At 68.1% G+C, this 8,152-nt stretch carries 9 protein-coding genes; 4 read left to right on the forward strand and 5 right to left on the reverse strand.

What is annotated here, in order from left to right:
- A partial coding sequence (locus VNE62_11065) for a hypothetical protein (GenBank protein ID HVE92817.1) occupies positions 1–467 on the reverse strand: 467 nt, incomplete at its 3' end.
- Positions 468–535: 68 nt separating this feature from the next.
- On the reverse strand, positions 536–874 hold the full coding sequence (locus VNE62_11070) for a hypothetical protein (protein HVE92818.1): 339 nt from the start codon (positions 872–874) through the stop codon (positions 536–538).
- A gap of 155 nt (positions 875–1,029) precedes the next feature.
- Here VNE62_11070 and VNE62_11075 point away from each other — a divergent pair, with 155 nt between their 5' ends.
- Both VNE62_11075 and VNE62_11080 read left to right on the forward strand, forming a co-directional pair.
- On the forward strand, positions 1,030–1,611 hold the full coding sequence (locus VNE62_11075; protein HVE92819.1) for a DUF1990 domain-containing protein: 582 nt from the start codon (positions 1,030–1,032) through the stop codon (positions 1,609–1,611).
- Entirely contained in the window at positions 1,608–2,861 is a 1,254-nt protein-coding gene (locus VNE62_11080; protein ID HVE92820.1) for a crosslink repair DNA glycosylase YcaQ family protein, read from the forward strand. The genes VNE62_11075 and VNE62_11080 overlap by 4 nt, the downstream gene beginning before the upstream one ends.
- Before the next feature lie 16 nt (positions 2,862–2,877).
- Here the strand turns inward: VNE62_11080 and VNE62_11085 are convergent, their stop codons facing one another.
- The 3 genes from VNE62_11085 to VNE62_11095 form a co-directional block, all read right to left on the reverse strand.
- On the reverse strand, positions 2,878–3,666 hold the full coding sequence (locus VNE62_11085) for an aminoglycoside adenylyltransferase domain-containing protein (GenBank protein ID HVE92821.1): 789 nt from the start codon (positions 3,664–3,666) through the stop codon (positions 2,878–2,880).
- A 4-nt stretch (positions 3,667–3,670) separates the two neighbouring features.
- A complete protein-coding gene (locus VNE62_11090) occupies positions 3,671–4,042 on the reverse strand; it encodes an MmcQ/YjbR family DNA-binding protein (GenBank protein HVE92822.1) in 372 nt (123 codons plus the stop codon).
- Positions 4,043–4,118: 76 nt separating this feature from the next.
- A complete protein-coding gene (locus tag VNE62_11095) occupies positions 4,119–5,549 on the reverse strand; it encodes a YncE family protein (protein HVE92823.1) in 1,431 nt (476 codons plus the stop codon).
- A 309-nt stretch (positions 5,550–5,858) separates the two neighbouring features.
- On the opposite strand from VNE62_11095, the gene VNE62_11100 reads away from it, so the two are divergent.
- Positions 5,859–6,446 (forward strand): FHA domain-containing protein, encoded by a 588-nt coding sequence (locus VNE62_11100; GenBank protein ID HVE92824.1) that lies wholly within the window; start codon positions 5,859–5,861, stop codon positions 6,444–6,446.
- A 35-nt stretch (positions 6,447–6,481) separates the two neighbouring features.
- Positions 6,482–8,152: protein kinase (locus tag VNE62_11105; protein ID HVE92825.1), on the forward strand; the 1,671-nt coding region annotated here is incomplete at its 3' end.

The following is an 8,152-nucleotide window of genomic DNA, read 5'->3' on the forward strand; positions in this document are numbered from 1 at the left end:
GAGCCGGCGATCGTGACGTCGCCGCCGTCGCCGCCGCCGGCTGCAGCCACCGAGGACATGGCCGACTTCTTCGCGGCGTCTCCTCCGGCCCCCGAAGCCACGACCGCGCCCGGGTCGATCCGGACTTCGCCAGTGAGCGACTTCAGGACGACGTCGCCCCCACGGGAGCCGGGAGCACCGGTTCCGCCCGTGATCCGCCCGAGAACGACCAGGGGGCCGCGGGCGACGATCTCGAGCGGGTGTCCCGCGTCGCCGAGAAGCGTCCCCTCGACGATCGCCGTCTTCCGCACGACGATGCGCAGCGGACCTTTGGCGCGCACAGTCTGCTCGGGGCGGATGCGGAAGGCGTCGCCGACGACGGTTCCGTCAAGGGCCAGGGGGAGCGGAAGGCCGTCTGATGCGGCCATGGCGGCGCTTGGCGGCGAGGCCAGCATGATCACGAGAAGTGCGGCCCGGACTGCCTGCATGGTGCCCCCCGTCCCTGAATGTGAGCACGGGGGCCGCTGTGGCCCCCGTGCTCCGAACCTGTTGGTGCCTACGGGCAGTCGTTCGGCTCGTCGCCGTTGGCCGGGTCGCCGTCGTCGGAACCGTCCGCGTCGCCCGCGCCGACGTAGGCGTTGCCGTACGTGGGCGTGGTCCCCTCGCCATTGGCATTGACCCAGATGTAGCCGGTTCCGCTGTCGGCGGCAGGGGTGTTCGGGTTCTCGTTGCAGACGCGCAGGGCGCCGCTTTCGTCCACCTCCACATATCCCGCGTTCCCGGAGTCGCTGAACGCCCCGGTGGGTGTCGGGTCGTCGACCCGGACGGCGCTGGCGGGCAATGCGATCGCCAGCACGGCAAGCGCCACAGCAGGCAGCAGGACAAGACGCTTCATTTCCAACCTCCCCAGTAGCGGATCTCCCTCGGGTGACAGGCAGTGCGCGGCTACGTTCGCCGTCTCGACCGCGGTTCCTGCCGAACGCTCCCACAGCTCGCCGGTTCTGAAGGCTTGAGCGGGCCCCGCGTCAGGCCGGATGGTTAAGTAGTCGCATGTTCCTGTCTTCCAAACCCGACGAGGCGACCATTCGCGAGTTCCTGTCCGGTCTGGCGTCGGCCCCCCTGTCCTATGAGCCGGTGGGACTGTGCAGGATGAACCCCAAGGGCTACAACGTGGACGTCCACCGGGTCCGGATTGGGACCGGCGAGTCCGACCTGGAGACGGCCAAACAGGCGTTGGACTCCTTCGCCGGCGTCCGTTTGGGGTGGGCGGACGTCTTCCCGGAGAAGCCGACCGCCGAACTGGGTTCGAACGTCGTGGTGATAGCCAGCCACATGGGCTTCTGGTCGCTGAACGGGTGCCGGATCGTCAGCCGGCTCCCGAGCGACGAAGACCCCCGCTACGGCTTTTGCTACGGGACCCTGCGCGAGCACGCGGAGATAGGCGAGGAACTGTTCTCGCTCGAGCTGGACCCGGACGACGACGGCGTCTGGTACGAGATCCGAGCCGTCTCGCGGCCCGGCGCTCTGATCGCAAAGGCCGGCCGGTCCATCGCGCGGGGCTTGCAGAAGAAGTTCCGCGAGGACTCCGCCAGGGCCATGGCCGCGGCGGTCGCGACCGCAACCGCCGGGTGACAACCAAACGAAGAGGCGGTCCGAGCGACGAGCTGTCCGCCGACGAGGCGCGCAGCATCGCGCTGGCCGCCCAGGGCCTGACGGGGCGGCCCGCGTCCAAGCCGGGGGTGGCCGGGGTCCGCCGGGTGGTCCGGCGCCTTCACGCCCTCCAGCTGGACTCGGTCAACGTCCTGGTCCGGTCGCATTACCTGCCCGTCTTCTCGCGCCTGGGTCCGTACCCGATGACGGACCTCGACCGCCTGGTCAACAAGACCCACGAGCTGCTGGAGCTGGACGCGCACCAGGCGTCTTTCGTGCCCGCGGAGCTGGAGCCTCTGTTCCGCTGGAGGCGCCGCTGGTCGGACTGGGAGACGTCCGGACCCAAGCTGCGGCGGGAGCGTCCGGGCTACGTGGAGGCCATCGAGCGCCACGTGGCCGACCACGGTCCGATCGCCCTGAGCGACCTGGAGGACAAGGGGAGCCGCGAGAAACCGAAGACCAAGTACGCCGAGTCGTCCCTGATGTGGTGGAGGCCGTCGGACGGAAAGAGCGTCCTCGACGGACTGGTCTCCACCGGCCGCTTCGCGCTGGCGGGCAGGCGAGGGTTCGCGCGTCTGTACGACCTGCGCGAGCGGGTGATCCCCCCGGAGGTCCTCGCACAGCCCGCTCCGCCGGCGGAGGACGCAATACGCACGCTGGTCGAGCTCGCTGCGCGTGCGCTGGGAGTGGCCACCGTGGGCGACCTCGCCGGCTATTTCTTCCTGAAGGTGGGCGACACGAAGAAAGCGGCGCGCGATCTCGTGGAGCAGGGTTCTCTGCGGGCGGCGCGAGTGCAAGGTTGGAAGGACCCGGTGTACGTCCACACCTCGGCCCGGGCCGCGCCTTCGCTGGAGGCCCGGACGCTGCTGTCGCCGTTCGACTCGCTGACCTGGAGCCGCGACCGCACAAAGCGCCTGTTCGGATTCGACTTCAGCTTCGAGATCTACGTCCCGGCCCCGGAGCGGCGTTACGGCTACTACGTACTCCCGTTCCTGCTCCGCGACCGGCTGGTCGCCCGTGTGGACCTGAAATCGGACCGCAAACGCTCGACCCTTCTCGTGCAGGCGGCCTTCGGGGAAGCAGGGACGGCACCGAAGGAGGTGGCGGCCGAGCTCGCGCGCGAGCTGGGGCTGATGGCCGGCTGGCTCGGGCTCGAGCGGGTCGAGGTAGGGGAGCGGGGGGACCTCGCCCGTCCACTGGCCAGGGCAGTGAAGCCGCGGCTGGTGAGGTAGTCAGTCCGGGGAGGATTCAGCGAGCGCCGATGAGGTGTCGCGCGTGCTCGATCAGGCGGAGCGTTGCATCGATCCTTTCCGGTGCGGCCCGGTCCGCCTCGTCGTACCCGCGTTCCCGCTCGTCCAGGGAAGACTGGATGAGGGGCTGCCATGGGGGGCCGAGCTCGTCGCCTGCCCAGGTCATCGCCTCTCGTTTCGAGCCCACCTCCCCGAAGTGGACTGTGTACAGGATCCGGCAGACGGTGGCGACTGCGTAGCGCTGCGACCACGCCAGACTCAGGGTGGTCCACGACAGCAGGTCGGGCAGCAGCGTCTGGATGTCCCGGCGCATCCTCGACCGCAGAACCTCCGGCGGCACTTCGCCAACGAACGTCCGCGGCTCCGGTCCGGCGAGCGTGACGCCCCGCTCGCGCAGCGACCATCGCGTCACCTCCCGGTTGCAGTGCGTGGACCACTGCATCTCGCGCCAGCCGTGGTCGATGTAAAGCCACTCCCTTTCGAGGGCCTCGAGAGTCTGGAGATCCTGCTTCGGCGGGTAGGACCCTTCGAGGTGTTTCGTCCAGTGGCCGGGGCGGGTTGGGATGTCGTCGTGCAGCACGCGCAGCGCCGACTCGTGCTCACCGGTCAGAGGGCCAGAAGTCACCACGAGGAAGTCGCAGTCGCTTTGCATGTCCGCGTCGCCCACGGCGAACGAGCCCGTGAGGTAGGCGCCGTAGAAGTTGTTCCCGAGGATCGACTGCGCGGCCCCCACGAGGCCGGCCAGGACGGCGTTGAGCTCCGGAAAAGGCGTGGGGGCCCGGTTCACCGGTTCAGGCCGAGGGCGCGCGGCCGTCCAGCTCCGACACCAGACGCTTGGGTGCGACGAGGCGGTAGCTGTCCTCTATGAGCTCCGCGATCTCGTCCCAGTCGGGGGTGCCGTCAACGTACGCGCCCACCCAGCCCTTGGGGCCGGTGTAGGCGGGGACGAAGTATCGGCCGGGATCCTGCTCGACCAGGGCCTCTTGGACGCCCGGCGCACCCTTGACGTTGACGGCCGGACGACCGACCTCAAAGCAGAACACGAAGATCTTGTCCCGGACGCGAAAGGCTGGTGACGTGTGTCCTCCGAAGGGCTTCTCCACGGCCTCCGGCAGCGCCAGGCAGATCTGGCGCACCTTCCGGTAGGGATCCGCTCGGCTCATGCGACCACTGTAGGCACGACCCGGCAAACCGAGAAGGGGGACCCCCGAACGGGAGCCCCCCTTCTTCCGGCTGGATCTACACGACGGTGATCGAGAAGTTCAGAGGAGTCGCCGGATTGAAGGCGTTGTCCCGTCCGGTCACCGTCACCTCGTAGCGACCCGGGAGCGTCGGCGCCTGGGCTGACCACTCGCACAAGCGCTTCCCGATGTCCGAGCAGGTGAGTGTGGCCGACAATGACTCCCGCGGCGTGACAAGCCCCGTGTAGGACACGGCCACCTCGGTCACGCCGGAGAAGTCGTCGATGGCCCCGCCGGTCAGGTTCGAGCCCGCCACTCCCCCCGCACTGATCACCACGGCCTCGGGGGCCGTGTCCGAGGCGAGCACCGGTCCCTTGCGGTCCACGGTCCATGTGCGTGTGGCGGGGGTGGGGTCGACGTTGCCCGCCTGGTCCACGGCGCGGACGGCGAAGGTGTGCGGACCTTCAGCCAGCGCCGTGAGGGTCGTGGGGCTGGTGCAGGCGGCGAACGCCTGGGAGTCCAGCCGGCACTCGAGGCGCACCGCGTCCTGGGGAACGTTGTCCGTGCCGGAGAACGTGAGCGCCGCGGCGTTGGAGTTGGTGAAGCTCGCCGGCCCGGACGAAATGGACGTCTCCGGCGGCGTCACATCGTGCAGGAAGGCCGAGACGCTCGCCTGGAAGTAGTTGGCCGTGTATATCCGGTCCGTGACGGGGTTGACCGCAACGCCGTACGGTTTCTGAGTCGGAATCGACGCCACGAGCTGGTTCGTGGCGTCGAACGCGGAAATCGTGTTCGAATCGAAGTTCGCCAAGTACACCATCCCGTTGGAAGGACTGGCGGCGATGCTGATGACTTGCGAACCCACTGCGGCCGTCCGGATGATCGCGTTCGTGGATCCGTCGATCACCGAGAGCAGCCCGTCGCCGGAAGTGTAGATACGGCCATTAGCCTGGTTGAGCTCCAGCCCATAGACGTCGTGTGGCACCTGCACGGTGGACAGCAGGTTGAGGTCCCTGTCCAGGACTGAAATCGCCTTGGTGGAGCGGTTGGCGACGTAGACGCGTCCCGTCTCCTCGTTAACTTCGATTCCAAAGGGGGTACCTGGGAACGTCTTCACGGTCAAGGGCGACAGTGTGGCGGCGTCAAGCATGTGCAGCTTGTTCTGGTTGACGTCGGTCGCATAGACCCTCCCACCGGCGGCGTCCACGTCGATGTCGTAAGGCGCGCCTCCCGCCAGGGGCACGGAGCCGGTAACGGAACTGGTGGACCCGTTGATCGCGGAGATGGAGCCTGCCGCGTAGTTGGCCACGTAGATCTTGTTCCTCGACGAGTCAACATCCAGGTTCTGCGGGCCGACTCCGACGTTGACACGGGACACGACCGTGTTCGTCGCACCATCCACGACGGCGACCGTGGCCTCGCCGTAGCTGGTGACGTAGATGCGGTTGGTGGCCGGATTGGCTGCGATGCCGGCTGGATATCCAGGCACTGCGAACGTCTTCAAGAGCGTCGGATCTGCCGCTTCCGCGGGTGCATGAAATCCATACACGGTTAACAAAGCGCTTGCCAGAACCATTGCTGTCACTGCTCGCATGACCCGCATTGCGACCTCCTTGCCCCAGCCGGAAACTCCTGTCGTCCCAGGGTGTCCCGGGGCCGCTGCCCGTCCCATCCCCGGACAGATGACAGTTGGCTCGCCTGGAGGTCAGGTTCCTGTAACCGGATTCCTGACCTTGCCCGGGCGCCCGCGACGATTTCCGTTCGCCAGCGCGCGGCTAGACTCGACCACGGGGCACGCATGGACGCGTATCTAGAGGTGTGGCGGCCGGAGGGCCGGGAGAGAGTAGTTCTGGACTCCGATCGCGTCACTCTCGGGTCCGGTCCGGACAACGGGATCGTCCTGGAGGACAGGAAGGTGTCCGGACTCCACGCCGTCGTGGAGAAATTCGCCGCCGGATGGTGCGTCCGGGACCTCGGCTCCCGAAACGGGACATTCGTCAACGGCGAGCGGCTGTTCGGCGACAGGCGGCTTCGCCACGGCGACGAGATCGTGGTGGGCCGCACCCGGCTGTTCCTGATCTCCCCGGGGGCCGAGCCCGACGACACGGAGGTCGAGACCCGTCCTCCCGAGCTCACGCGACGGGAGCGCGACGTGCTTCGCGCCCTGTGCCGGCCGTTGCTGACAGGGGATCTGTTCACGGAGCCGGCATCCATCAAGGCCATTGCGGAGGAGCTGACTGTGACGGAGGGCGCCGTAAAGCAGCACCTTTTGCGGCTGTATGACAAGTTCTCCGTGGCGGCGACCGAAGGCGCGCGCAGGATCCGTCTTGCCAACGAGGCCGTTCGGAGCGGTGCAGTCAGCGTTTCGGACCTGCGGAACAGCTGACGTGTCCGACATCGCCACCTCCCGCCATCCCTGACGTGCGGCAGCTCATTCGGGATCGGTACGAGCAGCTCGAACTGCTCGGCCACGGGGGTCAGGGGCGTGTTGTCCGTGCTTTGGACCACCTGCACAGCCGCACTGTGGCGCTGAAGCTGAGACCTGCCGGGCGGGAGACGGAGCGCGACATGCTCCTTCGGGAGGCCGGATTACTGCTGGCGGTGCCTCCTCATCCGAACCTCCCGCTAGTCCGAGAGGACTTCTTCGACGAAGACGTGTACTGCCTGGTCATGGATTGGGTCGTCGGCGACAACCTGAGTGTTGTTCTGGCTTCCCGGGGCGATCCGGGACTGGATCCGCACCACGTCGTGGAGTGGCTTGGGGAGATCGCATCCGCTTTGGATCACCTGCACGCGCACGGCGTCGTCCACGGCGACGTCAAGCCGTCCAACTGCATCCTTGGCCCGGACGGCCAGGTGGTGCTGGTGGATCTGGGGGTGGGCACGCGCGACGGCAGCGTGGCCGTGCGCTACTCCAGCCGCCGTTACCTCGCGCCCGAGGTTGCCGCCGGCCAACCACCGACGCCCGCCTCGGACATCTTCGGGCTTTCGATCCTGGCCTACATGCTGCTCACCGGCGAAGTCCCGGATCCGACGAGACCCGGCACCGTGCCGTCCGCCCTGGAGGCACCGCTTCGACGCGGGTTGTCGATCGACCCCGCGACGAGGCCGGCGTCGGCCTCCGAGCTGGTGGGCAGGCTGGGTCACACCGGGCGTCAATCCACACCCCGGTCCATGCCGGCAGGCCGGATCTCCTTTCTGTTCACGGACGTCGAGGGCTCGACCCAGATGCTCCAGGAGCACGGAGGAAAGTTCGACGCGTTGATCGAGCGGCACCACCAAATCGTCCGCAGGGGAATCGCGCGTCATGGAGGCTCGGAGGTCGCGGTCCGGGGAGACGGCTTCGTCGTCGCGTTTCGGTCCGCGAATGACGCGCTCGAGGCTGCGCTCGAGATGCAGCGGGAGCTGCCCGATCCCGATGCGCCGCCGGGTGAGCAGGTCCGGGTGAGGATGGGACTTCACGTCGGAGAAGCGCGGTCAACAGAAGCCGGCTACGTGGGGATTGCGCTGAATCGGGCATCGCGCGTCGCCGATGCGGCGTTCGGCGGCCAGGTGCTGCTGACGCAGGACTTCCTGGACGAGCTCGCCCCACCGCTGCCGCCCGGCGCCGGATTCAAGGACCTGGGGCAGCATCGGCTGAGGGACCTCGGGGAACCGGAGCGGCTGTTCCAGCTGACGAGCGATCACCTGCAGGCGGACTTCCCCCCTCCACGGGCGCAGGTCGCCCGGGACAGGAGCCTGCCCGGTGTGCCGAGGGGCGAGGGGGCCGAGGGCGAACCCGCGTCCAGCCAGCCGCCGGGCAATCTCCGCAAGCCCCTGACGAGCTTTGTCGGGCGTGAGCAGGAACTCGAGAAGCTCGAGGCGCTGCTGGGCTCCCATCGGCTCGTGACGGTCACGGGTCCGGGCGGCGCCGGCAAGACGCGGGTGGCGACCGAGGTCGTCCGACGGTTGCAGGGACTGTTTCCCGACGGCACCTGGGTGGTCGAGCTCGGGAGCTTGACCGAGCCCGAGCTGGTTGCCCATCAGACGGCGCGGACGCTGGAAGTCGCCGACTCGCCGGGACTCGACGTCGTCGAGGCGATTCGGGCGCAG

The sequence above is a fragment of the Actinomycetota bacterium genome (assembly GCA_035536535.1).
GTDB lineage: Bacteria > Actinomycetota > JAICYB01 > JAICYB01 > JAICYB01 > DATLNZ01.